The organism is Pedobacter sp. R-06, assembly GCF_049913135.1.
GTDB lineage: Bacteria > Bacteroidota > Bacteroidia > Sphingobacteriales > Sphingobacteriaceae > Pedobacter.
On sequence record NZ_CP183977.1, the window covers coordinates 5,958,743 to 5,984,332 of the forward strand.

Genomic DNA, 25,590 nt, shown 5'->3' on the forward strand with positions numbered 1-25,590 from the left:
CCGCTAGGTTTGAGCGTGGATTTAAACATAGCGGTATAAACAGCAATCCTTTTTTTGAACAAACATTTTTTTACTAAAAAACAAAAATTATGGCAACGTATTCAATAGGCGCAAATGGCGCATTCCCGGGCAAAGTAGGCAGAGTAATCGGCAGCAACCGGCGCAGCAGAGAATACCCTGAAGGGGCTGCCAAAAAGAGCAGCAAACCCGGTACCGAACTGCAGCCCCTGAAAGCCATCAGGTACTTTGCTGGGACCATTAAGAAAGGAGCGGGTAATGATTGGCCTGGCTTGCTAATGAGAAAACGGCTATTCAACTGAATATTAAATGCTCCATGTAAACCAGCTTACAGGAGCATTTACTTCGCGTTTACCTATTTGCTGATTTTTTTTTTAACAGTTCCTCGTATGCAAGTCCCTCACGTTTTTCCGTACCATCAGAAATCTTTATTCCGGCTTTCTCAAACTCGCTGATTAATCTTTTATCGAAATCGGCGATGTATGATGCAAATGATAAGGAATCTTTTTGTTCAGGAATGGTTGCAAAAGGAACATGCGGTTCTTTAAACCTGTGCAACACGGCTTGAGTACTGTCGTTGCCTTCCAAAAGAACGGAGTCACCGTAGTTCGTAATCTTAGCTACATAATCTTTGGTAAGGTATTTTAAGGAATCATTTTCTATTTTGTAAGGAAGCTTAAACCGGCCAACTTTCTGATTATAGAAAACTACATATTGCGAATCAATATCAAATTCGCTATATCCATTTGCTGTGGAAAACCGATGCCATTTTCCGATCAGTGATTTTTTATTCCCATCTACATTTTTAAGTTTTGGCGGATTGCAGGCGGGAAGGATAAAAATGAAACAAACAAGTAAATAAAGTGTGGATCTCATGATAACTAATTGTTAAATAATATTAAAAACATTTTTAATCCAGCTAAGCGATCAAAAAGTGCCTGCAGTACATACTGCCCGGCTTATTGCCAGGCAGTAATGTGGTTGTGATCGGTTAAAAAAATATTTACTGTGCCCAAATGCTACAGTTAATATTGCCATTTGTATTGGAACCCCATGTTTCTGAAACCATAATTGCAGGAATATTTAACTGACCAAGCGTATATCCATAACTTTGCCATTTGTTGTAGTGGTTGGCAAAAGTAATGACATGATTTTGCCCGGTAGAAGTTTTTGTAACCCTGGAGCTATAAATCTGTCTGAAGCCGTCACCACCGTCGATATTTTTACCTGTCATCCATCGGGTCCATACGTTATAACCTGCACCATCGGTTTCGAATGTTCCCAGGTAAGTACCGGTATGAGGTGAAACCGCACCCCAGGTTTCATTCACGTAATACTCATAATAAGGGCTTCTGCTCCATCCATACCAACCAAAAGTACCACCTCCGGAGTTTGAATAAGCGCCCAGATTATAACCTATCTTATAGGTTGTTGAGCCTGCTGAATAACCTTTACCACAAGTAAAATTACCATTAAACCCGTTCCAGTTAACGCTGTAATTTCCGCCGGTACCATTCGCATAATTGACTGTACCAGTTGCGCCGTCACTCTTCCAAAGCGACCAAAAGAAGCCGTTATGTGTACCCGATTGGTAGGATTCTACCGTGGCGACAGTTTTGGCAGGAGGAGGCGGAGCAGTAACTTCCCCAGGCGCTATCTTTTCGTCTTTTTTACAGCCTGTTAAACATGCGGCGCTTGCAAACACCAAGGTTGCAGCCATAACAAAAGTAACCTTCCTGGTTACACTTGTCAGTGATTTTTGTTTTTTCATATAAGATATATATATTGGTTAGGGAAGCAAAATAAGCGCATTTAGATCTGGGATGTGGCTAATAATCAGCAAATTTGTTATACAAATGTTCATACGGCGCCTGTTGTATTTAATTTCACGATCATCCTTGTCGCATCAAAAGGAAATGGTACGTATGTCATTAACTTTTCCCGCTGGATTACGCTTAATAACCAGATCTTCTTTCAATACACGCTGGTGGATCATTAACCTGAAATCATTCCTAAACCCAACTTTGGGTATATAACCTGCTCCACTTCTTTTGGGGATCTCGGTGATTGCCATTTGCATGTCACAAAGATTAAAATATACTAAAAAGTATTTTTAATTAAACTTTTTAGTATATTTTTGTGCTGTAAAATTTGTTAACATGCTTACTAAAGCCGAAAGAACAAAGCAATTCATCCTGGAAACAGCAGCCCCTATCTTTAATCAGAAAGGAATATCCGGCGCTAATATAGACGATGTGCTTGCTGCCACAAAATTAACTAAAGGATGCCTTTATGGCCATTTTGAAGGTAAAGAAGATCTTGCTTTACAGGTTGTTGATTTTATGCTGAAAAGCAATGGTGAAAAAATGTTATCAACTATCAGCAAGGGAAAAACAGCGAAGGCTAAAGTATTTGCCTTTCTCGACTTTTACAAGGATCCTTTAAATACCTACTTAAAAGGCGGATGCCCGATTTTTAATGTCGCGGTTGAATCTGATGATAATTTCCCGGCCATCAAGGAAAAAATAGCAGGTGTTATCCGGCGCGGACAGGAAATATTTGTTGGTGTTTTAAACCAGGGCATTAAGGACGGGGAACTTTCTGATAAACTTGATCCGGTTGTTTATGCATTTAAAGCCGTAGCTGCTGTTGAAGGGGCTGTGGTTATGTGTCGCGCTATGAACACGGCAAAACCGATGGCGAGTTTGCTCAAAAGCCTGAAAGCAGAATTAGAAAGTTACGCAATCTAATTTTTTTTATTGAAAATGTACTAAAAAGTCTTTTTTTGTTTTTGGCTATTAAAAAAATATAAAGCCATCTGGAAATTTAACTTAAATGCAAAGCTGCGTATATAAATATACTAAAAAGTCTATAATTACGATTGTATGGAATCAAAACAAAAAACGCTTTTAGCCACAGGCGCTTCATCAGGCATCGGGCTGCTTGTTGCCAATAGCTTCAAAAAATCCATTCTGAAATCTGTAAATGCTTCAAAATAGAATTATCATTAGAAATTACAATCATGCAAATAAAAGGAAAAACGGTACTGATCACAGGTGGAGCATCAGGTATCGGGCTGGAAGCAGCAAAACAATTTTTGGCTAATGGCGCCAGTGTAATCATTACCGGCAGAAACCAAGGAAAATTAGATGATGCCAAGAAGCTCTACCCGGCAATTATAACCATTAAAAGTGATGTCTCAGAAGCCGATGATGCACAAAAGCTTTTTAACCAGGTGCAGCAACTGGGCGGTATTGATATATTATACAACAATGCAGGTGTTTTAACTGATCCGGTCAATCTCGGATTGGCAAACCAAAAGCATTTCAAAGATGCAGCCTACGAAATAAACGTCAATTACCTTGGGGTTATCCGGCTTAACGACCTTTTCATAGACATGCTCAAATCGAGGGAAGAAAGCGCAATCATCAACACAACCTCTTTACTTAGTTATGTTCCATCATTACTGGAAGCAACTTATTCAGCCTCTAAAGTAGCGCTGCAGTTTTACACCAAATCGCTTAGAAAACACCTTCAGATTTTGAACAGCAGCGTAAAGGTTTTTGAGCTTTTGCCTCCACTTGTGGCAACCGAAATGACCACCGAGATGAACGGGAAAAAAATGAGTGTGGCAGATATGGTGAAAGCGTTTATTGCTGGCCTTCAGAAAGATAAGCTCACGATTCGTATAGGCGATACCAAAATAGTGTATTTGCTTAACCGGCTTTTTCCAAAAATGACTTTTAATCTGGTTAATCCTAAGAAAAGCTATAAATTAATATCTCTATAACAGTAGTGCCTCAAATAACAGCGATAATTTTAAATGTTGTGGGAACATGAACTCAAATTTATTAATGAGCAAATCCAGATTTAAGCAAAGGAGTTTTGGGAAAAATATAAATCATTTGCCGTTGGCAAGCGCCACCATAAATAACAGCATGTTGTAACTGACAATAAATGATAAAACAAGAAATAAACATAAATAATATGAAAGCATTTATAATAGATAAATATAAAAGCAAGGAAGGTGGTAAGATTGAAAACGTACCCATTCCTGTATTGAAAGCAGATGAAGTATTGGTAGAAGTATACGCTGCCGGCATAAACGTTCTCGATTCCAAAATAAGGAAAGGGGAATTTAAACTTTTTTTGCCTTATAAAACACCATTTATTTTGGGCCATGACCTGGCAGGTATAATAACAAAGGTTGGTGAGAAGGTACAAAAGTTTCAGGTTGGAGACCATGTTTATGCTCGGCCCGCAGATCATCATATTGGAACTTTTGCAGAATTCATTGCCGTTAATGAGGCAGATTTAGCAATAAAACCTGCGGCGCTTACCATGGAAGAAGCAGCGTCTATACCACTCGTGGGCCTCACTGCCTGGCAGGCATTTATCGAAAAAGGGCAGCTGCAAAAAGGAGAGCGGGTTTTCATTCAGGCTGGCTCAGGTGGTGTGGGCACATTTGCCATTCAGTTGGCTAAATATCTGGGGGCTACAGTGGCTACAACGACAGGTACAGCCAACATCGAGTTGGTAAAAAGTCTTGGTGCAGATGTTGTTATAGACTATAAAAAGGATGACTTTGAGCAGGTTCTGAATGATTATGATCTGGTTTTAAATAGCCAGGACGGATTGACACTTGAAAAGTCGCTAAATGTATTAAAACCGGGCGGAAAGCTCATCTCAATCTCTGGCCCTCCCGATCCGGATTTTGCGGAACAAATCGGTGCTTCCTGGTTCGTGAAACTGATTATGCGCCTATTGAGCTCAAAGGTAAGGAAGAAAGCAAAAAGGCTAAATGTGCATTTTTCCTTTCTGTTTATGAGGGCTAGCGGATCTCAGTTGAATGAAATTACGACGCTTATAAATGCCGGGGCTATTAAACCTGTGATCGATAAAATTTTTCCGCTCCAATCAGCCAATGAAGCAATCGCTTATGTAGAAAGTGGTCGTGCCAAAGGAAAAGTGGTAATAAAAATCAAGTAAATAATTGATGAATGTTCGGTTGTATTTTTGTTTATTCCACAACAAAGGCCTTAACTTGAAAAGTTTGGGCTTTTGTTCTTTGTGCGCTGCCCTGAAATAATTATCTACGAAAATTTCGTCACCTCAAAACACACGTTGGTGGTAAAAAGCATCGTTCATCAAAGAGATTTGTTAGTTCATCCAATAGTTCCTTTATTTGTTCATTCTGTTTTTATCCTAAGTATTTGATTAAACAAAAATACGCTCAATGATTATTATGTATATGTGGCCGTTGGGCCATCCGGCAAATCATTTACCTGAACTTTAAATATTATCATAGATTTTCAAATGATTAAAATACCATACAAAAAACGGATGTTCTCAACTGATTTGTCAAATACTGAATTAGTCAAAAATATAATGTTCGAACTTGATAAGTTAGGATATGATGTAGTTAGAGAGGATCGAAAGCGTATAGAATTTAAGTATAATATATGGCGATTCGGCTCCCGGACTGAAACTTTTCATCGCGTAGACGGAGGAACATTCGAAATCAACCCTGAGGGTGGAAGCCTCATTTTTACTTTTTATATCTCTTTAACCTTTGAAATCCTAATAACAGCTATTACTTTGCTGATTTATCTTTTTCAGGATCCCTTTATTTTGTTTTTTATAGTTTTTATCTGGCTGATGTTTTTGTTCAGGGTATTTGCAGTGAGAGACACGGGTATGAGGATGTTGGTTAACGTGATAAAGGCTAATTAGTGGAAGCTAAATTGTTTAATGTATCTGTCACGAATATTCAATTCGGGCAGACTTTCAATTTATTATTCGGCAAACCTATTTTCAAAGCTGGTGCCTTGTAGCGTTTTAATGTGCTTTGTCGTTTTTCATTAAAAACAAAATAGACGATGAAAAAAATAGCGCTTGTATTATTGTTGGGTATTGCCCTGATAACCTGTAAAAAAAATAAAACTACTTCTGATTGTGGGGACAAGATCTGTACTGAAGAATTTGCCTCGGTAGTGTTAAAATTTGTAGACAATAAAGGCGTTGGCGCTGAAGTAAAAGATTTCAATGTAATCAACCAAAGAACAGGCGAGCGGGTAACGGCTAATTCGAGTGTTTATACAAGTACCATAAAAGGCGTATTTATTATCGTTGATGATAATAATAAACTTGGTCTGTCAGAACAAGGAGATGATCTGAAAATTACGGGTACCTCTGTAGAAACCAAGCAAACCAAATCTGTTGTGATTAAAGTAAGTGGGGGTAAATGCGCTTGTCACATCAATAAAATTTCAGGCCCGCAACAGCTTGTTTTCGATTAAACCTGTTATGTATATTCAAAACCTATAGCCTTAACCTTAGTTGAGGCTTTTTTTTTGAATAAAGCCGCGCTCAATCTGTGCTTTTACTGCTTAAAAGAAACCGAATATTTTTAAAACAAGATTTAAAACATTTCTCTTAAATCTTGCTCATTGCATTAAAGCTTTGTTAATCATTGAACTGTGTAAATATTTTAAGGTAAATATTTGATTTTTATGAAAAGTATTGTTTAGTTTAGCTAAACAATAATGTGTTTTATGTAAACAATATCTTAACCTTAATTTAACTATGAAAACTTTGAAACTTTTACCATCCTTAATCCTTCTGATGGTTTTGTCTATCATGTCCTGCAAGAAGGCCGGTACAGCCACTCCAGAAGATAAACAAATTTCAGATGCGCAATCTTTAGCAGAGAATGCATTAGTTGCGAAACCTAAAAAAGTGTTGTTTATAGGAATTGATGGCTGTGTATGGAAAGCCATTACCGCCACAAACGCGCCCAATCTTAAAACGTTAATGGACCAATCTTACACCAGTACAAATGCATTGGCCCAAGTGCCTACCTGGTCATCAAATGGCTGGTCGGCATTGTTTACCGGTGTGGGTGTAGCTAAACACAAAGCATCCGATAATAGTTTTTCGGGATCTGATTTTGTAAACTATCCTTCTTTTTTTAGGCAGATCAAAACCAGTTTACCTACTTTGCGTACCGCATCAATTGTTACCTGGTCTTCGATCAATAGTTTTATAGTCGCTACACAGGATGTAACGGTGAAACAGAATAGTGCAAACGATAACGCTACAGAAACCAGGATTATTCAGGAAATTACCACTAGTAATACCGATGTTGCGTTTTGCCATTTCGATAATGTTGACCATGCCGGGCATGCCAGTAATTATAGAACCACAACCCAAATGTACATGGATTCGGTAAAAGCTGCCGATGCACGTGTGGGAAGGATATTAACCGCTTTAAAAGCAAGGCCAACTTATAACAACGAAGATTGGTTAATTGTTGTAGCCACAGATCATGGTGGAGATTTAAGCCACGGCGGTTCGAGCTACCTAGAACAAAATGCATTTATCATTTTAAACAATAGTGCCATTTCTCCTCAATTGGTTAATGCTTTACCAACCACTGCAACAGAATCGACACCACACAGTATTTCTACTGTTAATTTTAAAAGCAATGTTTACGGTCAGCTGCCAACGCTTAGTAGTCTCAACCTTAGTGCAACAGGTAGCTTTACCATCGAGTTTAGGGCAAGGGCAACAACCGCCACCAGCGATCCGGTAATTATCGGGAACAAAAACTGGGCGAGTGGTTACAATAAAGGTATTATTATTGCCAATAGAAATGGGGTAATAAGAGCAAACTTTGGCGATGGTACAAATAGATTGGATATTGATGGTGTTGATTTAACCGATCAGTTGTGGCACCAGGTGGCGATAGTGGTTAACCGTAGCACGCAAAAAGCAACTATGTACGATGGTGGGGTTCAGGTGGCTGAAGGTAATATTTCGGCAGTTGGCGATTTGCAAAGTGGCACTGCATTTAAAATCGGACAGGATGGAACCGGAAATTACAGCCCATACTTTACGGGTAATATATCGGAAATCAGGTTGTTTAAATCTGCATTACCTGCAACGAGCATTAGCGCATACAGCTTTACTGCTTTAACTTCATCACATCCGCAAAATGCCGACCTGGTTTTATACACCAAAGGAAACGAAGGCACCGGAACCACCTATAATGGAAGTTTGGTTACGCCTCAGATTAGTATCCTGACTAAAAGCAGTGCAACGGTTACCTGGAGTGCCTTAACCACACCAATATTTAAACGTAAAACAACCGATTACCATGGTGCACCATATTTGTATAGTGTACCACCAACAATATTAACCTTTTTAGGAATCACTGTGCCTAGTTATTATGATGGGCAAGCGCTGGTTAATTTTTAACTGATAAGAATAAAAAAAGCTGTATCCGGTTATGGGTACAGCTTCATTATTAATTTACTCCGAGAAATAATTTTAATCCAGCAATGTCCAGGTTTTTCTGGCCTGTACCTGCTGTACAACTTGCTGTTCGGCAACCACAATATTTTCTTTGCGCTGGCCAATATATTCTAATCCACTCAACTTATTCCAAAGCGCTACCAATACACTCATAAATTCGTTGGCCATTAGCATGCTGTTGTTAATTTGTTTATGATCGTAAACCAGTTCGATGGTTTTGGCTAAAAGCTCTTCAAAGTTTCCAGGGGTTACATCTTTCCACTCGTAAAAATACTTTAATAGTTCTTCTCTTTCGCGGGGATCAATCAGTTTAATGGCCGTAAAAAAAATGTGTGCCAAGCTGGAGAAATAACCTACTAAAACTGCTGGCGATTCGCGGTGTGCAATGTTTCTGTACTCATAAAATAAACCCGCAATGTAGTCTACAATTTTCTCTGAGATTAAACGGATGTTCTTGCCTAACGGTGTAATGTTGTCCCTTCCTCCAGTTTTATCGATAATTTTAAAAGCCGCCAGCTGTAAATCATTTAGTAAAACACTAAAAGATTCATAATATCTAATCAGGGCTGGATGACTTGTTATAGTTGAGCTGGGCGGTATATAACTGTTGTTGATCGATAACCTGCCGTTTTCGTAGTAAACCTGCCCGATGGTTAAGAAATAACTATCTGCTGTTTGTGAACCCACCTCGCTCTCCGGTAAAACCGCAATAGAATAACTTTTGGTAAGTTCGGGGTAACGGATCGGGTTTTCTTCAGGGTTTGGTGTGCCTGTTGGTACACGGTTAAACGGACTCACAACTAATAAAATCACATAGTTACGCGGTTCCGATTGGCCAAAATAGTGGTTGTGTACCAGCGTATCCATATTATCCGATTGTACAATATCGATGTGGCAGCCTTCGGGCGTAATGGCATTGCAGTATCTTACCCTTACCTCGATATGGTTGGTTGCTTTTTCTATAATTTCGATATCGTGCGAACTTTTATAACCTGCAAAAGGTGGTAAAAATCCGTAATTGCTATTGTTTAGGTGTAAAGAGGCGGCATCGCGTACAAAATCCTGCAAATAGAGATCACTTAATGTAAAATGATCACTGGAAAGCTTCATGCCATTAATCCAGTTAATGGATTTATATTTTAGCGGCTTTATCATGGTAGATGTTTTTAATTATAGATTAGATAAAGATAGCACTTTCTCCAACTTCATTGGGTTTGTTTACGTTTTCGGATACCCGTTTAGCGTAAATCGTCATTTTTTCGGTAATGCCGTTTTCGATAATGTCGAGATCCGGATCGATGAAAATATTGCGTTTAAAAAAGGAAGTTTTGATAAAGAAAATCCATTTATAATTCTCCATATCTTCGCTCCTGAATTCTACAGGGCTTTTGGCGAATTTTAAATTGTAATCATCAATAAACTTGTGGAACCAGAGACCAAAGTTCATGTTCTCTACAGCTTTTACCTTTACCTTTAAAGGTTCGGGATCGCTGCTTTTTTTGTAAAGCTCCAGCTCCAGTACCAATAAACGGTTAAAATCTACATGGTCCATGTTGATGTCAAGCGGAGTGTCAGGATATTTCCAGATCTTGTATATTTCTGAAGGGATACCAAGCAGTGAAACATAAGCCCACCAAAAAATAAGTGGAACAAAAAAGCAGGTGATACTGCCAGCACCAAACCACCCAAAATTTACTGAGCTTAACCAGTTAAAGGCGAGCTGAAATAAATAAACAGCTAAAATAGCCGAAATTAAAGTGGCAAAAAAGATAAAAACCTTGCGCTCCAGCACATCTTTAGGGTAGTATTTGGTTAACAGATAAACGAAAACCGTGCCCATCAACAGATAAAAAATACAGCAGATGATGTAGCCCCAGGGCATAAAATTAAAGTTTAGGAACCCTAAAAATCCCGGAAGGGCTAAAATAATGCCGATCAGCAGAACACTTACGATAAGTCTTTTGTTATTGAGAAACTGGTTCTTTTTGTTGATGATAGAAAGCACCGCTGTTGATACCATGAAGATCAGCGGGAACAAGAGAAAGCGAATAAAAAATGATTGAACGTCCATTAAATTTTTATAGATGTGATGTACTGCAAATATAGTATCTTTAGTATTTGATTATAATCGTTATTTTTTGGTAATAAAAATTTAACCTATAACAAAAATGAAGCCTTAAAGTTTAATGAAAAAAGAAACTTTGATTAATAACGAACTATTTACAGATTACAAGGCAGTTGCCCATGCTGCCGACCTGATCGAACGTAAGGTAATTGATGCCGATAGGATTGAAATTATCCCATTGGGGCCTGATAAACGTGCTTTTTCAAAAGATATTGAAGATACCACGGCTTATTATTCTGAAAAAAGAAGGCACGAACGCATCCGCATCAGCACCAACCGCGAAGGATTGTATGATATGCTGCCTGAAGGGCTTTTCCACCGTCCGCCAACCGGTAGTGCCGGTATGGACGAGGAATCTATGATTAAAGATATCAGGGATAGAAGAGAGGAAGAAAAGGAAGCCAGGTTATTTTTTACACCCTTTGATGCGGAAATTAATTATGTGAGGATCATGACCGAGCTATATGAAAATATGCTCGATAAAAAAACAACCTATTCCGATTTAAGTCAGATTTTTGAATTTGGATGGGATGAATTTAATTTGCTCAACAAAGAACAAAGCATCATCTGGATGCACCTGCTGCCCGAAATCCAGCAAAAGAGAAACGATATCGGTTTTGTATCAAAAGTACTTACTGCACTGTTTAACCTGCCACTTACCATTGTAGATGCCACAGCCAATATTGCACCGGTAAAAATTGCCGAAGAAATGCAGATGCAGCTGGGTGGAAGCGCATTGGGGATTGATACCATTATTGGTGATAGCTTTAGCCCCGAACACGAAGCATATAATGTTAATATCGGCCCAACTTCGCCACAGGAACTGGTTAAGTTTATTCCCGGACAAAAAAACAGGGCCATTTTGGATATGGCCATCAGCTATTTAATGCCTGTTGATGCAGAGGTTAACGTAGAGCTCCTTACCGCACCCGATTATCAGGAAACGATATTGAGCGAGGATGGTGAAAGTGCTTATTTAGGGTATACAGTATATCTTTAGCATTTATTCGTGAGAATTATTCTAGGCTATTAATAGAATGGTCGTCATTCGAGCGTAGTGCAATGCAGCCGAGAACCCAAAGACTCTGCAAAGCTAAATCTGTCCAGATAGATCTCTCCTCCGAAGGAGTTCCTTTGGAACATTCCACTGCGTTTCATCCGATAGCTATCGGATCGAGATGACGGCCTGGTTTGTTAAACTGTCATCCTGAACGGAGTCGAAGGATTTCCAATCTGTGATGCTCCGGATATGAAGATGTTTTTTACTCTTTTCTTGACTCGATCGTCATGCTGAACTTGTTTCAGCATCTTTCAAGGTAGATAGACCCTGAAGTAAATTACCTTCGGTGAGCTCGCTAATGCTCGGTTCAGGGTGACGAACTGCTTTAGAGGGCTGAATAGATAAAAAAGTTATTTTAATTAAACCGCCTTATACAGCACCGGTTTTAACAACATGCGGTAATGCACATTCATTGTACTCCTTAAGTTTAGTTTCGCCAAAGTTAAACTCAACAGTTCTTCCCAATCCTGCGTGCTAAGATTAAGCTGATCTGCAGGTTCGATCAAAATATCAGTGGTTTTAATAAAGCCTGCATTTGGTTTATTATCCATTATCAGACCTTTGGCCAGGGTAATGCCTTTTAATTTGTTGCCCAGTTCGTAACGGCAAAAATTGATCACATCAGCCTTCGTAATAATCCGGTCGGCCGTGGTTAAACCATATTTATAAGCCTGCACCCGGTTGGTTGCATTCAATCTCGACCGGCCGCCCTTTGTTTGGCTCAATAAAAAGATACTCTCTGCATTTACCTTATTGTTATCGTATACCACTAAACGACTTCCGGCATTAATGTGGTTGGCCTCTTCCGCTTGCGTTACCCAGATATCGAGGAATAAAATGTCTGCATCGCCAATCGGTTTCAATACAATATAGCTGGGCAGTTCTTTAATGTCTTTAAGCGCTGAGCGGCTTTTTTGTTCAATAAGTGCAATGTTTTGTTCCAGATTTTTAAGGATCGTGCTTAAAAAATCAGGCCCGTAAGCAGTAAAAGCGGCTTTCTCATCGCGTAACAGTTCAAAAAGGTAATCTACCAACTCTTTGGCATTTCTCGTGTCAAAACGCTCCGTGCCCCCGTACCGGATCGAGAAAGATCCGTCTCCTTTTTCGTTCTCATTGGTGTAAGGAATCTCGTTGTAACTTTTCCCTTTATTATCCTTAAGGTTTTCTACTGCAAGCATCTGATCGAATGATTCCGTTTTAATCGGGATAATATTGTTCATCGTTTTAAGCCGGTGTTTGATCTGGCTTAACCGTTTATTTACCACTGGGAACGCATTGATATAAATATGAAGCTCGTTCAGCATTTCTTGGTTTATAGCAGCCGGAAAAATTACTTTAAGCCATTTTACCGAATTATCGATCTGGTTTAAAACAGCTGGCTGGAATAGGCTGGCAAACTCAGGAGGTAGTTCCCTGCTTTCGTCTATATTAAAATCGTTGAGATCGCCCAGGGTAATAAACCTGTTGCTGTAAAACTGTAAAACATCTGCTTTGATCAGATTAAGCAATTGTTTGTGCTGAAATGGCGCCTGTACCTTACCTGTTAAAGGCTCATCCATAAAACGTTCTGTATAGGCGGCGAGCTCGTTGTTTTTATAGAACCATTTCCCCAGCGAGAGCAGATCGTAAGTGTTTTCGGGTACTGAATAATTTTTCCAGTCGAAAAATAAATTCAGTTTATTAAAATCCATCCAGTCTTTAATGCCGTTAAAACCGATATATATGGTATTTTTCTCTACCGAAGTGCCCAAAAGGGTATTGTGTATTGGTTGTTTGCCCAGTTGTTCTACATTAAAAAGGGTATTTCCGGTAACGAGGTATTTTATCGATGCATTATTTAATTTTACGGTATGCAGGGGGCTAAAAAAAATATCGGTTTTCTTGGCCTTATCATTTTCCTGCGGGATATTCTTTTTAAATGCAAACTGCGAATAGATCGAAAGGTAGTCCTGTTGCTCAATCGGCCTGGCGTGCATAATGGCATGGGCCGGTAATGATGAAGTTAAATGATCGGGGGCCAAAATACGGCTGATCTTATCAAAAATCCTGTTCTCTAAATTTTTAACATCATTGGATACATTAAAAAGCTCATTGCTTAATGCCTCAATAATCAACCTGACAAGTGGATCGAAGTCATTGCTGTCTTTAATATTCCAGAAATCTTCGGCATTTTTTAAAATTCTGTTCCGGATCTCATCTTTTGATGAATAAAAAACTGGTTTCATGTGTAGAATATTTGGGGCGTTTTAGATTAAGTTGATAATGGGCTAAGAAATAAAGCGGTGTTAAAAAAATATTTTTCTCCTGTGGTTTTTATTAGTGCTCTGACACTAATATCTACCTTTTTTTTAATCTCGGTTATCTTACGCAGGGGGTATACATTTTCTACCTCAGTAATGCGTACTTCTACCGCGGTATTATATATTCTAAATTCATAGTCGGTAATGGATTTTAGCAACGATTTGCGGAATTTTTCCTCCCAAATGCTCTCGCTCACAATTAACTCAAAGTCGAGATCCCATATCTCACATCCAAAATCGTTATGGAACCGATGCTCCCCAAAACGGGTAAAAATAATCAGTTCTATGTGGTTTGAAATCGATTTTCCGAGGTCGGTTGGCTGAAGGCCACCGCCTGAGAAAACCGACCTAAATCTGAAGGGTTTGTTGTAAAAATTTTCAGACATACACGGTTTGGCTTAAAGTTTGTTAAAAGTAAAAGAAATAATATCGTTTTAATAACCAAACAACAAATATTAAAAATTGTTATAGTACAATGTTAATTTGAAAAAGTTTGAGTGATTTTACGTGAGGGAGATGTCGGATTAATATGATAATTAATACTATGTGAAACTCTTAATGCTCTATGAAACCCATTAATGCTATCGAAATCAGGACCGCTTACACGAGGTTTATCTTAAACTTTGTATTCCTAACGCTTTTCTCTATTCTCTGTATTTACCTCTTTTTTGCTGCATCCGATTATGAGTACACCCTGCTCGATAAAAAGGTTAAGGAAACCGAAAAACTATCTTACCTCAGAAAAGATATCAATACCAATTTCGACCTTATCCTTGTCCGTTTTAAAGAGCTTGCCCAATACCGCGATTACAATGCCAACGAAATGAGCAAACAGAGTATCCTTTTGGGCGATATCCAAAGCGCAAACAACAGGATTAAAGACCTTATTTCCAAAAAAACGCAAACGAGTCCGAGTTTTGATCTCTACGCCAAAATAAACAACAATGTCGGTGCAATGGCCGATCTGCAGGATTCGCTTATTAAATCAAGGGGCGATATCCAAAGGTACAAGGAACAGATAAACGATTGCCACCGCGCAAACCAGGCTACGGCAACCAAGATCAGAAACGGGCGGTTCGGCCGATAATTAAACGATTATGATAAAATTAAGTATAAAAGAAAGACGCGAACAATTCTTGTTTTTTATAGCGCTGTTTGTTTTTACCGTAGGGCTTTTAAGTTTTGGTATTTTTTATAGTGATAAATCGCGCTACGAAATCTCCAAAGAAGAACTTGAGGTAAAAATCAGCGAGAACGAAACATTCGAAAATATGGTAAAAGAAACTTCGCCAACTATTGATACCACTTACAAACAGATTACCCGCTACAACCCAAATGTACAGGCGGTTTTCCTGAAAAACGATATACAGAATTCATTAGGCTCTATCAGGGCTGCGTTTGATCGTAAAGCATCAGACCAGCGCTATAAAATATTTGTTCAAACGGCACAGCTGTACGACCGGTTATTTTACGATAGGCAGGAACAGAACAGAAACATTTCAGATATCGAATTGCATAAACGACAATTGGACGATTGTATTCTCAACAGGCGACAATTGCAGCAAACCATATCTGCTAGATAAATATACCAAAAACAACCTATAAAAAACGCTACCTATGTCTGACACAAACACCAAGCAAGTTAATTCAAATTCGCAAGGCTATGTTATTCTCTACATCCTATTAGCTGTATTGCTCTTAACAGGTCTTATTTTCCTATTTAAAAGTTCATTGTTCGAAAAAAGGGCAATTGATGCGCGGATCTTAAAAGATGAAATTTATTTAAACGAAAGTCTGGTTTTTACCGATAATACCCCAAAAGCTACAAAGTGGTTATGGGAATTCGGAAACGGCGAAAAAGCCACCACAAAAACCGGTTCTTACCACTACACAAAGCCCGACACATACATTGTGCGCTTAACCGTTGATGGCGAACTCCGTCAGGAATTTCCGGTTACCGTACGCGATACCGTTCATACACCGGTTGTAGATAGCGTACTAACCATTAGCGGCCCAACCGCAGGTTTGGTTAACGAAGAAATCAGGCTCGAAGGAGACGGGGAAGGAAAAGATTTCGAATGGTCGTTCGGCGAAACCGGACGTGTAGATGTTAAAGGAAAAACCGCTTTATACACCTACCGTGCTCCGGGTAAATATGTGGTACGCCTGCGCTCGGATAAAAGCCGCAAACCTGCTTTCTTAAACATTTTGATCACTGATCCAAATGCCGAAATCGTTGAAGATATTGTTGCCCCTGGTGATGGCGAACGTAAAACCATCGATGATATCAGGGCCCGTTTACAGGCCATTGCCAATGGTGCCGATTTTAATTCCAACTATTACTATCTCGTTAACAAGTACATGTGCGGTAACGAAAAAGTAACGGTAAATGTTGAAATGAACGGTAAGAAAAAACAGACCGATATTTACTCGTACTGTATGGGACTCACCTTTGGGGGAGAAATAGCCGTTGATGAAGCGCAGCTAACCATCAAGCCAAATTCTACCTGTGCCAGTTTGGTAAACATTAAACAACATTCGGGAACGGCCCAGCCTGCGGCAACAACTGCTGATGCACCGGCCAAAACAAGATAAATTAACAGCTCACCTAATTTTAAAGCTCATCTACAGATTATGAAAAAATACTATGCCTTAACCCTCCTTTTTATAGGAATATCGTTTGCCTACGCACAATCGCCGGCATCCTTTGGCAAAAAAGTAAAATACATGCCTAAATCTTACGAAAGGCCTTCAGAAAATATAAACGTAATGGACAATACCAGTAGCAGCAGTTTGCCATGGATTGTTTTTTCAGACCGTGAAGATAATTATACTACTACTGCACCGGGTGGAAGCCTGATTATGAAAAAAATAGGCTTTATGGAACCTTTCTACGTTTCAAAAGAAGAAAATGGTTACCTGAAACTGATTAAATACAAAGCCGGAATGATCAGGGGCAGAAAAATAAACGATAAAAAAAGTGCCATCAGTTATGGTTGGATCTCAAAATCTAAACTGCTTTTATGGCAACGCGCATTCTCTAACCAAAAAACAGGTTATGCCGAAAAAGCCATCGGTATCGTAAACGGGAAAAATGCCTTAACCGAACCAAAGTTCTATTTCGATACCACAGATTCTATCCTGGTTTACAATACACCCGAACTTAAAGACCGGCGTACAAAAGTAAGGTTACACGAAATTGCCTATATCTACAAAAAATCAGAAGATGGTAAGAAATACCTGATCGGTTCTGATGACCAGCTGGTTGCAGATACCGCTTTAAAGAGTATTTACGGTTGGGTTTCTGCCGAAGCTGTACACAGCTGGGGAGATCGTTTGTACATTACCTCGGTTAAACCGGGCGATTACGACAGGGATGATTCTACTTCGGTAGCCATCAAAAACGGGATCGATAAAGGAACAACTTTTGCGGTAGATCCCTTATTGCCAAGGGAAAACCTGATCCTGCGTAGTGTGCCTGTTGTTTCAAATGATGAAGGAGGCAACACGGTAGGTATCGCTGCAGATGTTTACAATAAAAAAGACAATAAAATATTAACTATTAACGGTTCTGCGCTTTCTTATCAAGACTACCTGAACCTACGTAAAAATAAAAACAAGGTAAATGTTGTTTTTGTAGTAGATGGTGGTAGCCCAATGACCAAGTATTTTTCTGGAATGACCAATACCATTGCTTCTTTCGAAAATATTATGGGCGATTTTGGTAAAGGAACAAAAGTAAACTTTGGTGGCGTAGTATACCGTGGCGAAAGTGGTTGCGCTTTAAAAGGTATTTTTGTAAGCCCGATCCAGAATGATTACAGGCAGTTGATGACTTTCCTTTCAAATCAGGCTAAAAATACCGTTAGGTGTAATGGAGAAGTAAGCGAAGAGCCTGTTTTTCAGGCGATAAAAGCCGGATTAGGCTTGTTTAAAGCAAAAAAGAACGAAACCAATTTAATTATTTTAGTTGGCAGCACTGGAAACACCGGAGGAACCAACAATTACCTGATTAACGAATTGAGTGAGCAGGTTGCGCAGGCAGATGCCCGTATTTTAGCCTTACAGGTGTATAGTGATTTCAATCAGTCATTTAACGATTTTGTAATCCAGTCGCGTAAACTCGTTTCCGAATCGGCTATCCGCTCTGCCGAATACCGAAAAAACACCATGGTAAAAGGAGAGGGGTTAAAAAGCTTCCAGCCTTATAATACCAGTTTACAGGATTCTATTTCGTACTATTTAGATTATCCTAAAAACAGTTTAATCCAGGGCGGAGTAGTTTTCCCGACCAAAGGTTCGGTAAATTCCAACCAGAGCATGACGATTGCTTTACGCCGTTTCGTAAAAGAAACAAACTCCGATATCTATAACCAGATCAGTTCGTTGGACAGTGCTTTCCGTTTAACAGGCATATCGCGTAAAAACCTGACTGCCGATGTAGAAGGTTTATTGCCAGAACCTGTTGGTCCGGAAGTTGCAGACCGTATGCCGCACAATGCGTTTAAATATTATAGCACAGCAAATCTGTCGGTTGATGCGGTGAAAAACAACCGTTCGACATTACAATATGCCATCGTTTTAAACAATATGGAGTATAAGCAGATTGTAGATGTGTTTTCGATTATGCTTGGGCAGAATTTGCAGGCCGATCAGTCTTCTTTCAGGAGCAAACTCGTTAAAAATTATGTGAAAATGCCAAAACAGATGCTGGGTCTTAAAGAGTCATCGGGCAACATAAAGCGTTTAACCTTGGCCAACTACATTAAATTGGTAACCGGTTTGCCTTTGAACAATAGCTTTTTAGAGAAATATACCGTTGGCGATTTAAAGAACACTTCTAAAATGCCATTAGAAGAGTTCGAAACCTATATTAAATTATTAAATCAATCGGTTCAGCAGATTAAAAGGGTTACCCAGATTGAACAGCAGTTTATTTCGAACGGCAAAATATATTACTACATCACCGAAAATAATTTTAACCCGGCAGTATTGCCTACAACCAACTAAGGGATATGGCAGTTACAAATTTAAGCGAATCGGTTAAAACAGCCTTGCACATTGCACAGTCTTTAGCTAAAGAGTACAGAAATGAGGTGTTTACTGCGGCTCACCTGCTCAAAGGATTGATGCATAAAGATGTTGGCCTGCGCTCGTTCATTACCTCTATTGGTAAAGATGAAGAATACATCAGTGAGTGGGCTGAAGTGCGGATTGATGAACAGGCAAAATCGGCGAGTTTTACCGATACCGTAAGCGGTGCGCCAGAAATTGCAGTAATTTTTGAAGAAGCCGATAATGTGCGCATTAAACTGGGATTGGATTTAATTACCCCGGTATGTGTATTAACCGCATTGGCAAAACCCGGTATCGGTTTTCAGGCCGATCAGTTAAAATCGTTCCCGATTAAAGAACGTGAGATTTTGGATCTGTATGTAAAAGATGAGGAAATTTCGAGGGTGGTTTCGCCTGATAAAACAAGTGCTGGTACCGAAAGCAAAAGCACAGGCAATGCCTTGTATAAATACTGTATAGATAGGTTACAGATGGTGCGCGATGGTAAAACCGACCCTATAATCGGCCGTGATAAAGAAACCAGGCAGATGATGGAAATCCTTTGCCGCCGTACCAAACCAAATGTAATCCTAACCGGTGATGCCGGTGTAGGTAAAACGGCTTTGGTTGATGGTTTCGCTATTGACATCGTAAACCAGAATGTACCCGAGAGTTTAAAACCGGTACAGCTTTTTGAGCTCGATTTAGGCTCGTTAATTGCAGGCGCCTCTTATAAAGGAGAAATAGAAGACCGCTTAAAAAACATCATCAAAGAAATCAAGCAGTTTGAAAAGGCTGTGCTCTTTATTGATGAAATCCACACTTTATTGGATAGTAAGGGGCCGTTGGGTGCGGGAATAGGTAATTTGCTGAAACCAGAACTGGCCCGTGGCGAAATTACGGTTATCGGTGCCACAACCATTGATGAGTACCGCAAAATTATAGAGCCTGAGCAGGCTTTCAGCAGGCGTTTTGAAGTATTGCAGGTAAATGAGCCAAACGAAGAAAGCACGATTAAAATGCTGCAGAAACTGGCCGTAAAATACGAAGAGCACCATACCTTAACCATCGAACCCGATGCTTTGGGCGAATGTGTGCGCCTGGCCAAACGTTACATGAAGGATAGGAGGCTCCCTGATTCTGCATTCGATCTGCTCGACCGCACAATGGCCGCCATGAAAATGATGAACGATACCTCTGATCAGGTAATTGAAAGTCTGGAAACCGATCTGGAAGTTTTAAATGCCAATGCCGAAGAATCGGAAGCAGAGAAATTTGCCGATTATAAATGGCTTTTCTCTTTGCTTCAGAATAAATTAAGTCCGGTTTTACTGGGCCGCTTAACCGATGAAACACAGACCGATGCTTTCGAAACCGCTGATGAATATCAGGGTTATATTACCAAAAGCTTACAGGAATTAAAAAAATATGCTGCTGAAAAAAGTGATCGCATCAGCAAACAGGATATTGCTTCTATAGTGGCCTACAAAACAGGTATCCCAATGGGGAAACTACAGGCAGGCGAAAAGGAAAAATTGCTCAATATGGAGCAGTACCTTAAAAAACGTGTGGTAGGACAGGATCAGGCTTTAAAAGCTGTTTCTGATGCCATACTCGAATCGCGCAGCGGATTGAACAAAAAAGGACAGCCAATAGGATCCTTCTTTTTACTGGGGCCAACCGGAACCGGTAAAACCGAGCTGGCCAAATCAATCGCCGAATTTTTGTTTAACGACGAAAAAGCGATGATCCGCTTCGATATGTCAGAATTTAAGGAAGAGCATAGTGCTGCCTTACTTTATGGCGCGCCTCCCGGATACGTAGGTTACGAAGAAGGCGGCTTATTGGTGAATAAAATCAGACAACAGCCTTATTCTGTACTGCTTTTTGATGAAATTGAAAAAGCACACCCTTCCGTTTTCGATACTTTTTTACAGATCCTGGACGAAGGCCACATGCACGACCGTTTAGGAAAAGAGGGCGATTTTAGCAACTCACTGATTCTTTTTACCTCGAATATCGGTAGCGAATGGATTGCCGAACAGATTGGTAAAGGTGTAATCCCTGCTTCAAATCAGTTAATGGAGGTAATGGCAGGGCATTTCCGCCCCGAATTTTTAGCCAGGATCTCCGAAATTGTTCCTTTTGCGCCGATAAACGAAAGTAATGTGGTGCGTATCTTCGAAATCCAGTTAAGCAGTTTGGTACAATCGCTCAATAAAATGGGTATCGACTTTGAAATTGCGGAAGATGCCAAAAAAATGATCGCTTTAGATGGTTTTACACCTAAATATGGCGCAAGGCAGCTATCGGCAGTTATCAGAAATCTTTTACGCAGGCCTATCTCGAAATATATCATTTCTGGTGAACTAAAAAAAGGATCGAAGGTTGTGGTAAGCAAACATGCAGCTGAAGATAAACTCGAATGGAGTATTATTCAACCAGAAACTGTAACATTGGAACAAAAATTGAGTTAAAACGTTAACTATTATATTATTAGAAAAAAATAATCGTAAACCTAAATCAACATACTATGTTTAATTATGAAATTGGTGGTAACGAGCGAAAAATTGACACCTCAGAAGCCTTCGCAGAAATTGCCCACAACAAAACACTTTTTGTACAGAAACTTACCGATAACGATCCGATAAAACCAGAAAAAGTAGAGGGATTAAAAACGGTGAAAGATGTATTCGAACATTATAAACCAAATGTGAAGGTAGCTTTCGAAAAGCAGGATGGATCTACCGTTGGCGAAACGATAAACTTTAACGATCTGGGCGATTTTAGTGTGAAAAACATCATCAACCAAAGTAACTACCTTACTAATGTGAACATTGAAAGAGAAATGTCGCTTAACGTAATCAAACAGTTAAAATCGAACAAAACCTTAAAAGCTACACTTGATGACGAAGAGACAAAGTCGGCCTTCATTAACGCTTTGAAGAACTTTGTTGACGAATTGGAGCAAAATAAATAATCTTAACGCCAAGAAAACATGTCAAACCCTCAAGAATTAAAAACCGACGAAAATACAGGCCAGGCAGGTTTTAAACCAGCTGAAGCCAAAACCTCAGAAAAAACATCACTTAAAGATAACCTCGAAAAACTGGCCCGTGTTGGCGGTTTCGATCTGTTGGAAGCCACTGTTGATGGCCTGCAGAATTTAAACCCTGAACGTAAAGCCCGTAAACAGATCTTTTTAACCGGTGATGAGAAAAAGAAAGAACGCGAAGAGCTGAAAAAGAAAATACAGCTTTGGATCGATGTGCTCGAATCTTCTACTTCAGTTGCCGATATGGTAGAAAAAAGTACCGAAAAACTGAATGCTGCCGAAGAAAACCTGAATAAAAACATCGGTACTGCATTAGAAAGTACAAGAGAACTGGAGCAGGCATACCGTTCGGTACATTTATTCTATAAAAATACCGAATCTGACAAACTTAAAAATGTGGTGCTGTTAAATGCATCAATGGATCAGATCAAAGATCTTGATAATCCACGTTTTATCGAATACGTAGATGATGAGCTAAAACAGAATTACGATCGTTTGGATCTCCGTAATAACTACTCATTAATGGTTGTGCCTGGCTATATGGGCTCTAATAAAGTGTTAGAGAGATGGGGTAAAATTGCGCATAACAATAAAGCCATGCTGGTAACCGATTTTGCCGATCTTGATCAGCCGGATGACGTACTTGATTTATTTACTGCAGCAAACTTTACCGGAGGTGATGCATTCAGATCGAACGTAATCATGACCTGTAACTGGTTGGTTGGCCGTGGCAAAGTAGCAGAAGTGGGTGAGGAAGACGATTTAACCGTACCCGGATCAGCAGCGCTTGCAGGTAAAATGTATTACACCCTAATGTCGCAGGTTACCGCAGGTAAAAAACATGGTGCCATAAACGAGGTAGATGGTGTAAAATTCGATTTAAAGAAAAGTGAAATCTCCCATTTAGAAAGAGTAGGCTTGGTGCCAATGGTTAACGAATATGGTAAAGTAATGGCTTTCTCTGCCAAAACCTTATTTAACGGCGATAACATTGGTTTACAAACTTATTCGGTGGTACGTGTATTCGATTATATTACCAAAGTATTATTCGATTTCCTGAACAGAAGGGCTTTCGAAAACTGGACTTCTAAAACGGAACAAGACCTTCGTGGCCAGATTGTTAAGTTCTTGGATGGTATCCAGGGAGCCGACCGTTTAATCGAGAGATTTAAAATTATGCGTTTCGAAAGAGATGAGCAACAGAAAGACAGAATCCACCTGGATATCCACATCACTCCATATTTCCCGGCTAAAAGTTTTGTGGTAAAACTGGATGGACATAAAGGTGAAGATGAAAATACCACATGGAGTTCAGAATATAATCAGCAATAGTTTTTGATAGCTGAAAATAAAAACCCAACCCCAGCGTTGGGTTTTTTTATGGGTTATGCATAACACTTAACAAATTCTTTATAATTTTGTAATGCATCGGCCAGATCAGATTAATCAAAAAAAATGAAGCAAGTACTTCTCCTCAATGGGGATATTGAAAAAAACGCATCTACAAATTTCCTGATTAATGCCTATAAACAAGGGGCAGAAAGTGTTGGCGCCTCCGTTAGGGAATTGGCCATTATCGATCTGATATTCAATTCGAATAAGCTGTTTAATAACAGACAGATTGCCGATTTGGAGCCCGACCTGCAAAAAGCTTTAACTGCCATTAGGCAGAGTAACCATGTGGTGCTTTTTTGTCCAGTATATGTAGATCATATCCCGGCAAAAATTAAAGGTTTTTTCGATCGTCTTTTTATGCCCGATCAGATTTTTACGACCCAGCAGCAGAATGTAAACAACAATTTTAGCGGTAGGTCGGCCAGGATTGTATCAATTTTGGATGAGGCAACCTTTAAAGAGTGGAAAGCTAATAAGAAAACCACTTATTTATCCATTAAAAAAGTAGTGTTCGAAAAATGCAGGATGAGCCCCGTATTAACCAATACCATTGGCGAACTGCATTCGCTCGAGAACCATTATAGCCAAAAATGGCTGGCCAAAATGGAAAAATTCGGCTCACAGCTGATCTAAAATTTCATTATTTATGTTCAATGGTCTGTCACACAGATCCTCAGATTTATTTTTTTACAATCATCATAAACCGGTTTATCTTCCTGTCTGAGCCATAACTTCTTTTTAACCAGAGAAATACACAGGTTTTTTTATCTGTATATCTCTGGTTAATATTTTCTTTCCCGTGGTGTGTCTTAACAGCCCATGTATTCACTTTTAGCACACTTTGCCCTAAAACACGACACTTTGTGTACAATCGCTACGGTTTTGTAACACAATCACTTGCTGTAATGTATTTGTAACACTAAAGATAGATTCGCTTTTTTCCACATTTTTTCCACAAAAAGACGTTATATAACTGTGTTTTTAGGCGATAAATACAATTTGCCATTTTTTTGAATGGGGTTTATCACTTATCAGTAAGCTATATAGATCATATTTGGCCTGATATTTGGTTATGTTGGCACAGTAGCGGAGGCTACAATAAATCAAATTTTTAACCTTTAAATTTTAAAACTATGGCTTTCAAAGCTAGATTAAATTTTTCAGGCAAGGAGTACGATGTACTTCATTGTGCCTATGCGTTAAACCGTGATGTAGATGCAAAGGGAAGACCCTCTTCCGGAGTTTACGGCGGTACCATCGACATTGAGATCGAGTCAACAGAAGACACCTCAATAATCGAGGCGATGGTAAACAACCAGTACAAACCTATTACAGGAACGCTTCTGATCAAGAAAACAGAGGAAGATGCCAAAATGAAAGAAGTTAACTTCGAAGACGGCTACATTGTTAAATATTCCGAAGGGATCAACATTGTGGGTGATCACCCGATGACGCTCAAATTCCAGATTTCAGCCAGAAAGCTTAAATTAGGCAACGCTGAGCACCTTAACGATTGGCCAAAAGCCTAAGCGGAGGTTGAAGGCGTAAGGCTTTAAGGTATTTAAACGCCTGGCGCCATGCGCTCTGCTCTAAACTCATTTCATTTTTTCAAAAACATTAAAACTTACTACAATGGCATTCAAAACCCGTTTAAACTTAGGATCAAAAGAATTTGATGTACTACAGTGCAGCTTTTCATTAAATAGAGATGTTGACGCAAAAGGCCGTCCATCATCAGGTGTTTATGGTGGTACCATCCACATCGAAATCGAATCAACCGAAGATACTTCTGTGATCGAATCGATGGTAAACAACCAGTACAAGCCACTTTCAGGAACATTGGTTTTCAAAAAAGGCGAAGAAGATGCAAAAATGAAAGAACTGTCTTTCGAAGATGGTTATATCATCCAGTATAACGAGGGTATTGCGGTAAACGACAATACACCAATGACTTTAAGTTTTGTGGTATCGGCCCGTAAGCTAAAGCTGGGCAACGCAGAACACGAAAACGATTGGCCTAAAGCTTAGTCATCACTAAACATATAGTAATTAAAAGCACCCCATTTTTTTTGGGGCGCTTTTAATCTGTTATATTTTCATCACCCTACATCTACCTATCTATCATCCTAAATTAACATCTTTTTAGCATTGTGATACGTCACATCAAGCTATACCATAAATTATGCTCATCTATGTCTAACCACCTCAAACATATTGCAGTAAAAAACGATTACTATTCTGGTAAAATGTTTGATTCGGCATCTAC

General features: G+C 39.3%; 25 protein-coding genes. 18 read left to right on the top strand and 7 right to left on the bottom strand.

Annotation, left to right across the window (positions count from 1 at the left end; all coding sequences use genetic code 11):
• Nucleotides 1–89: 89 nt before the first annotated feature.
• Nucleotides 90–320: a hypothetical protein gene (locus tag ACN9MR_RS24185; protein WP_426327039.1), complete on the top strand. Its 231-nt coding sequence runs from the start codon at nt 90–92 to the stop codon at nt 318–320.
• A gap of 49 nt (nt 321–369) precedes the next feature.
• On the opposite strand, the gene ACN9MR_RS24190 is transcribed toward ACN9MR_RS24185, so the two are convergent.
• The 3 genes from ACN9MR_RS24190 to ACN9MR_RS24200 form a co-directional block, all read right to left on the bottom strand.
• A complete protein-coding gene (locus ACN9MR_RS24190) occupies nt 370–894 on the bottom strand; it encodes a hypothetical protein (RefSeq protein ID WP_426327040.1) in 525 nt (174 codons plus the stop codon).
• Between the two features lie 127 nt (nt 895–1,021).
• Nucleotides 1,022–1,789: a glycoside hydrolase family 11 protein gene (locus tag ACN9MR_RS24195; protein ID WP_426327041.1), complete on the bottom strand. Its 768-nt coding sequence runs from the start codon at nt 1,787–1,789 to the stop codon at nt 1,022–1,024.
• Nucleotides 1,790–1,924: 135 nt separating this feature from the next.
• Nucleotides 1,925–2,098: a hypothetical protein gene (locus tag ACN9MR_RS24200; protein ID WP_426327042.1), complete on the bottom strand. Its 174-nt coding sequence runs from the start codon at nt 2,096–2,098 to the stop codon at nt 1,925–1,927.
• A 79-nt stretch (nt 2,099–2,177) separates the two neighbouring features.
• Between ACN9MR_RS24200 and ACN9MR_RS24205 the strand changes: the two genes are divergently transcribed.
• The 6 genes from ACN9MR_RS24205 to ACN9MR_RS24230 all read left to right on the top strand — a co-directional run bounded on the left by ACN9MR_RS24205 (nt 2,178) and on the right by ACN9MR_RS24230 (nt 8,277).
• Nucleotides 2,178–2,768, top strand: coding sequence for a TetR/AcrR family transcriptional regulator (locus ACN9MR_RS24205; RefSeq protein ID WP_426327043.1), 591 nt, complete (start codon nt 2,178–2,180; stop codon nt 2,766–2,768).
• A 272-nt stretch (nt 2,769–3,040) separates the two neighbouring features.
• Nucleotides 3,041–3,808, top strand: coding sequence for an SDR family oxidoreductase (locus tag ACN9MR_RS24210; RefSeq protein WP_426327044.1), 768 nt, complete (start codon nt 3,041–3,043; stop codon nt 3,806–3,808).
• A 197-nt stretch (nt 3,809–4,005) separates the two neighbouring features.
• Nucleotides 4,006–5,007 carry an NADP-dependent oxidoreductase gene (locus ACN9MR_RS24215; RefSeq protein ID WP_426327045.1) on the top strand — a complete coding sequence of 334 codons (1,002 nt, stop codon included), beginning with the start codon at nt 4,006–4,008 and terminating at the stop codon, nt 5,005–5,007.
• Between the two features lie 327 nt (nt 5,008–5,334).
• The gene (locus ACN9MR_RS24220) at nt 5,335–5,751 is read left to right on the top strand and encodes a hypothetical protein (protein WP_426327046.1); all 417 of its coding nucleotides are present in this window, start codon (nt 5,335–5,337) and stop codon (nt 5,749–5,751) included.
• Between the two features lie 146 nt (nt 5,752–5,897).
• On the top strand, nt 5,898–6,317 hold the full coding sequence (locus ACN9MR_RS24225) for a hypothetical protein (protein ID WP_426327047.1): 420 nt from the start codon (nt 5,898–5,900) through the stop codon (nt 6,315–6,317).
• A 286-nt stretch (nt 6,318–6,603) separates the two neighbouring features.
• On the top strand, nt 6,604–8,277 hold the full coding sequence (locus ACN9MR_RS24230; RefSeq protein WP_426327048.1) for an alkaline phosphatase family protein: 1,674 nt from the start codon (nt 6,604–6,606) through the stop codon (nt 8,275–8,277).
• A 72-nt stretch (nt 8,278–8,349) separates the two neighbouring features.
• Here the strand turns inward: ACN9MR_RS24230 and ACN9MR_RS24235 are convergent, their stop codons facing one another.
• Complete coding sequence (locus ACN9MR_RS24235; protein WP_426327049.1) at nt 8,350–9,489, bottom strand: hypothetical protein; 1,140 nt, start codon at nt 9,487–9,489, stop codon at nt 8,350–8,352.
• A gap of 22 nt (nt 9,490–9,511) precedes the next feature.
• The gene (locus ACN9MR_RS24240) at nt 9,512–10,405 is read right to left on the bottom strand and encodes a TssN family type VI secretion system protein (protein ID WP_426327050.1); all 894 of its coding nucleotides are present in this window, start codon (nt 10,403–10,405) and stop codon (nt 9,512–9,514) included.
• 115 nt (nt 10,406–10,520) lie between these two features.
• Here ACN9MR_RS24240 and ACN9MR_RS24245 point away from each other — a divergent pair, with 115 nt between their 5' ends.
• Nucleotides 10,521–11,459: a type VI secretion system baseplate subunit TssG gene (locus ACN9MR_RS24245; RefSeq protein WP_426327051.1), complete on the top strand. Its 939-nt coding sequence runs from the start codon at nt 10,521–10,523 to the stop codon at nt 11,457–11,459.
• A 419-nt stretch (nt 11,460–11,878) separates the two neighbouring features.
• Here ACN9MR_RS24245 and ACN9MR_RS24250 read toward each other — a convergent pair whose 3' ends face one another.
• Nucleotides 11,879–13,744: a type VI secretion system baseplate subunit TssF gene (locus tag ACN9MR_RS24250; protein ID WP_426327052.1), complete on the bottom strand. Its 1,866-nt coding sequence runs from the start codon at nt 13,742–13,744 to the stop codon at nt 11,879–11,881.
• A 26-nt stretch (nt 13,745–13,770) separates the two neighbouring features.
• Nucleotides 13,771–14,205: a GPW/gp25 family protein gene (locus ACN9MR_RS24255; RefSeq protein WP_426327053.1), complete on the bottom strand. Its 435-nt coding sequence runs from the start codon at nt 14,203–14,205 to the stop codon at nt 13,771–13,773.
• 179 nt (nt 14,206–14,384) lie between these two features.
• Here ACN9MR_RS24255 and tssO point away from each other — a divergent pair, with 179 nt between their 5' ends.
• The 10 genes from tssO to tssD (ACN9MR_RS24305) all read left to right on the top strand — a co-directional run bounded on the left by tssO (nt 14,385) and on the right by tssD (ACN9MR_RS24305) (nt 25,352).
• Complete coding sequence (tssO, locus tag ACN9MR_RS24260; protein WP_057933291.1) at nt 14,385–14,906, top strand: type VI secretion system TssO; 522 nt, start codon at nt 14,385–14,387, stop codon at nt 14,904–14,906.
• 10 nt (nt 14,907–14,916) lie between these two features.
• Nucleotides 14,917–15,402 (top strand): type VI secretion system transmembrane protein TssO, encoded by a 486-nt coding sequence (locus tag ACN9MR_RS24265; RefSeq protein ID WP_426327054.1) that lies wholly within the window; start codon nt 14,917–14,919, stop codon nt 15,400–15,402.
• A 34-nt stretch (nt 15,403–15,436) separates the two neighbouring features.
• Complete coding sequence (locus tag ACN9MR_RS24270) at nt 15,437–16,414, top strand: PKD domain-containing protein (protein WP_426327055.1); 978 nt, start codon at nt 15,437–15,439, stop codon at nt 16,412–16,414.
• Between the two features lie 39 nt (nt 16,415–16,453).
• Complete coding sequence (gene tssR / locus ACN9MR_RS24275) at nt 16,454–18,829, top strand: type VI secretion system protein TssR domain-containing protein (protein WP_426327056.1); 2,376 nt, start codon at nt 16,454–16,456, stop codon at nt 18,827–18,829.
• 5 nt (nt 18,830–18,834) lie between these two features.
• Entirely contained in the window at nt 18,835–21,351 is a 2,517-nt protein-coding gene (locus tag ACN9MR_RS24280) for an ATP-dependent Clp protease ATP-binding subunit (protein WP_426327057.1), read from the top strand.
• Between the two features lie 56 nt (nt 21,352–21,407).
• Nucleotides 21,408–21,854, top strand: coding sequence for a hypothetical protein (locus tag ACN9MR_RS24285; protein WP_426327058.1), 447 nt, complete (start codon nt 21,408–21,410; stop codon nt 21,852–21,854).
• An 18-nt stretch (nt 21,855–21,872) separates the two neighbouring features.
• Nucleotides 21,873–23,261 carry a DUF5458 family protein gene (locus ACN9MR_RS24290; protein WP_426327059.1) on the top strand — a complete coding sequence of 463 codons (1,389 nt, stop codon included), beginning with the start codon at nt 21,873–21,875 and terminating at the stop codon, nt 23,259–23,261.
• Between the two features lie 123 nt (nt 23,262–23,384).
• Nucleotides 23,385–23,957, top strand: coding sequence for an NAD(P)H-dependent oxidoreductase (locus tag ACN9MR_RS24295; protein ID WP_426327060.1), 573 nt, complete (start codon nt 23,385–23,387; stop codon nt 23,955–23,957).
• Nucleotides 23,958–24,457: 500 nt separating this feature from the next.
• Complete coding sequence (gene tssD / locus ACN9MR_RS24300) at nt 24,458–24,853, top strand: type VI secretion system tube protein TssD (RefSeq protein ID WP_025141859.1); 396 nt, start codon at nt 24,458–24,460, stop codon at nt 24,851–24,853.
• A 103-nt stretch (nt 24,854–24,956) separates the two neighbouring features.
• Nucleotides 24,957–25,352, top strand: a complete 396-nt coding sequence (tssD, locus tag ACN9MR_RS24305; protein ID WP_025141860.1) for a type VI secretion system tube protein TssD — start codon at nt 24,957–24,959, stop codon at nt 25,350–25,352.
• Nucleotides 25,353–25,590 lie beyond the last annotated feature (238 nt).

Excerpts from the sequence above, each read along its gene's own strand:
- ACN9MR_RS24185 (WP_426327039.1), top strand. The coding sequence starts at position 90 with ATGGCAACGTATTCAATAGGCGCAAATGGCGCATTCCCGGGCAAAGTA.
- ACN9MR_RS24190 (WP_426327040.1), bottom strand. The coding sequence starts at position 894 with ATGAGATCCACACTTTATTTACTTGTTTGTTTCATTTTTATCCTTCCC.
- ACN9MR_RS24195 (WP_426327041.1), bottom strand. The coding sequence starts at position 1,789 with ATGAAAAAACAAAAATCACTGACAAGTGTAACCAGGAAGGTTACTTTT.
- ACN9MR_RS24200 (WP_426327042.1), bottom strand. The coding sequence starts at position 2,098 with ATGCAAATGGCAATCACCGAGATCCCCAAAAGAAGTGGAGCAGGTTAT.
- ACN9MR_RS24205 (WP_426327043.1), top strand. The coding sequence starts at position 2,178 with ATGCTTACTAAAGCCGAAAGAACAAAGCAATTCATCCTGGAAACAGCA.
- ACN9MR_RS24210 (WP_426327044.1), top strand. The coding sequence starts at position 3,041 with ATGCAAATAAAAGGAAAAACGGTACTGATCACAGGTGGAGCATCAGGT.
- ACN9MR_RS24215 (WP_426327045.1), top strand. The coding sequence starts at position 4,006 with ATGAAAGCATTTATAATAGATAAATATAAAAGCAAGGAAGGTGGTAAG.
- ACN9MR_RS24220 (WP_426327046.1), top strand. The coding sequence starts at position 5,335 with ATGATTAAAATACCATACAAAAAACGGATGTTCTCAACTGATTTGTCA.
- ACN9MR_RS24225 (WP_426327047.1), top strand. The coding sequence starts at position 5,898 with ATGAAAAAAATAGCGCTTGTATTATTGTTGGGTATTGCCCTGATAACC.
- ACN9MR_RS24230 (WP_426327048.1), top strand. The coding sequence starts at position 6,604 with ATGAAAACTTTGAAACTTTTACCATCCTTAATCCTTCTGATGGTTTTG.
- ACN9MR_RS24235 (WP_426327049.1), bottom strand. The coding sequence starts at position 9,489 with ATGATAAAGCCGCTAAAATATAAATCCATTAACTGGATTAATGGCATG.
- ACN9MR_RS24240 (WP_426327050.1), bottom strand. The coding sequence starts at position 10,405 with ATGGACGTTCAATCATTTTTTATTCGCTTTCTCTTGTTCCCGCTGATC.
- ACN9MR_RS24245 (WP_426327051.1), top strand. The coding sequence starts at position 10,521 with ATGAAAAAAGAAACTTTGATTAATAACGAACTATTTACAGATTACAAG.
- ACN9MR_RS24250 (WP_426327052.1), bottom strand. The coding sequence starts at position 13,744 with ATGAAACCAGTTTTTTATTCATCAAAAGATGAGATCCGGAACAGAATT.
- ACN9MR_RS24255 (WP_426327053.1), bottom strand. The coding sequence starts at position 14,205 with ATGTCTGAAAATTTTTACAACAAACCCTTCAGATTTAGGTCGGTTTTC.
- tssO (WP_057933291.1), top strand. The coding sequence starts at position 14,385 with ATGAAACCCATTAATGCTATCGAAATCAGGACCGCTTACACGAGGTTT.
- ACN9MR_RS24265 (WP_426327054.1), top strand. The coding sequence starts at position 14,917 with ATGATAAAATTAAGTATAAAAGAAAGACGCGAACAATTCTTGTTTTTT.
- ACN9MR_RS24270 (WP_426327055.1), top strand. The coding sequence starts at position 15,437 with ATGTCTGACACAAACACCAAGCAAGTTAATTCAAATTCGCAAGGCTAT.
- tssR (WP_426327056.1), top strand. The coding sequence starts at position 16,454 with ATGAAAAAATACTATGCCTTAACCCTCCTTTTTATAGGAATATCGTTT.
- ACN9MR_RS24280 (WP_426327057.1), top strand. The coding sequence starts at position 18,835 with ATGGCAGTTACAAATTTAAGCGAATCGGTTAAAACAGCCTTGCACATT.
- ACN9MR_RS24285 (WP_426327058.1), top strand. The coding sequence starts at position 21,408 with ATGTTTAATTATGAAATTGGTGGTAACGAGCGAAAAATTGACACCTCA.
- ACN9MR_RS24290 (WP_426327059.1), top strand. The coding sequence starts at position 21,873 with ATGTCAAACCCTCAAGAATTAAAAACCGACGAAAATACAGGCCAGGCA.
- ACN9MR_RS24295 (WP_426327060.1), top strand. The coding sequence starts at position 23,385 with ATGAAGCAAGTACTTCTCCTCAATGGGGATATTGAAAAAAACGCATCT.
- tssD (WP_025141859.1), top strand. The coding sequence starts at position 24,458 with ATGGCTTTCAAAGCTAGATTAAATTTTTCAGGCAAGGAGTACGATGTA.
- tssD (WP_025141860.1), top strand. The coding sequence starts at position 24,957 with ATGGCATTCAAAACCCGTTTAAACTTAGGATCAAAAGAATTTGATGTA.